Annotated in this window: 4 tRNA genes; all 4 read right to left on the bottom strand. The window is 48.9% G+C overall.

The features are described 5' to 3' along the window. Positions 1-50 precede the first annotated feature (50 nt). Positions 51-135, bottom strand: a tRNA-Leu gene (locus HMPREF3029_RS06290). A gap of 8 nt (positions 136-143) precedes the next feature. Next, a tRNA-Lys gene (locus HMPREF3029_RS06295) sits at positions 144-216 on the bottom strand. 4 nt (positions 217-220) lie between these two features. Further along, positions 221-296, bottom strand: a tRNA-Thr gene (locus HMPREF3029_RS06300). 5 nt (positions 297-301) lie between these two features. After that, a tRNA-Val gene (locus tag HMPREF3029_RS06305) sits at positions 302-377 on the bottom strand. Positions 378-472: the final 95 nt, after the last annotated feature.

Consider the following 472-nt stretch of genomic DNA (forward strand, 5'->3'; position numbering starts at 1 on the left):
GCAAGGTGGTGTTCTACCACTGAACTACTTCCGCGATATTTAATTTTTTATGGTGCGGGTAAAGGGAGTCGAACCCCCACGCCCGAAGGCGCTAGATCCTAAGTCTAGTGCGTCTGCCAATTCCGCCATACCCGCTTAAAGAGTGAGCCGTACAGGAATCGAACCTGTGACCCTCTGATTAAAAGTCAGATGCTCTACCGACTGAGCTAACGGCTCTAGATGGTGCCGGCCAGAGGACTTGAACCCCCAACCTACTGATTACAAGTCAGTTGCTCTACCAATTGAGCTAGGCCGGCATAAATGGTGGAGAATGGCGGGCTCGAACCACCGACCCCCTGCTTGTAAGGCAGGTGCTCTCCCAGCTGAGCTAATTCTCCGCACGTATTATTATTACATATTTCTTGTATGTATGCAATACTTTTTTTTAAAATAAATGTTTGCCTAGCGACGTCCTACTCTAGCACGGGTCAAC

The sequence above is a fragment of the Nosocomiicoccus sp. HMSC059G07 genome (assembly GCF_001815515.1).
In the GTDB taxonomy this organism is placed as follows: Bacteria; Bacillota; Bacilli; order Staphylococcales; family Salinicoccaceae; genus Nosocomiicoccus; species Nosocomiicoccus ampullae_A.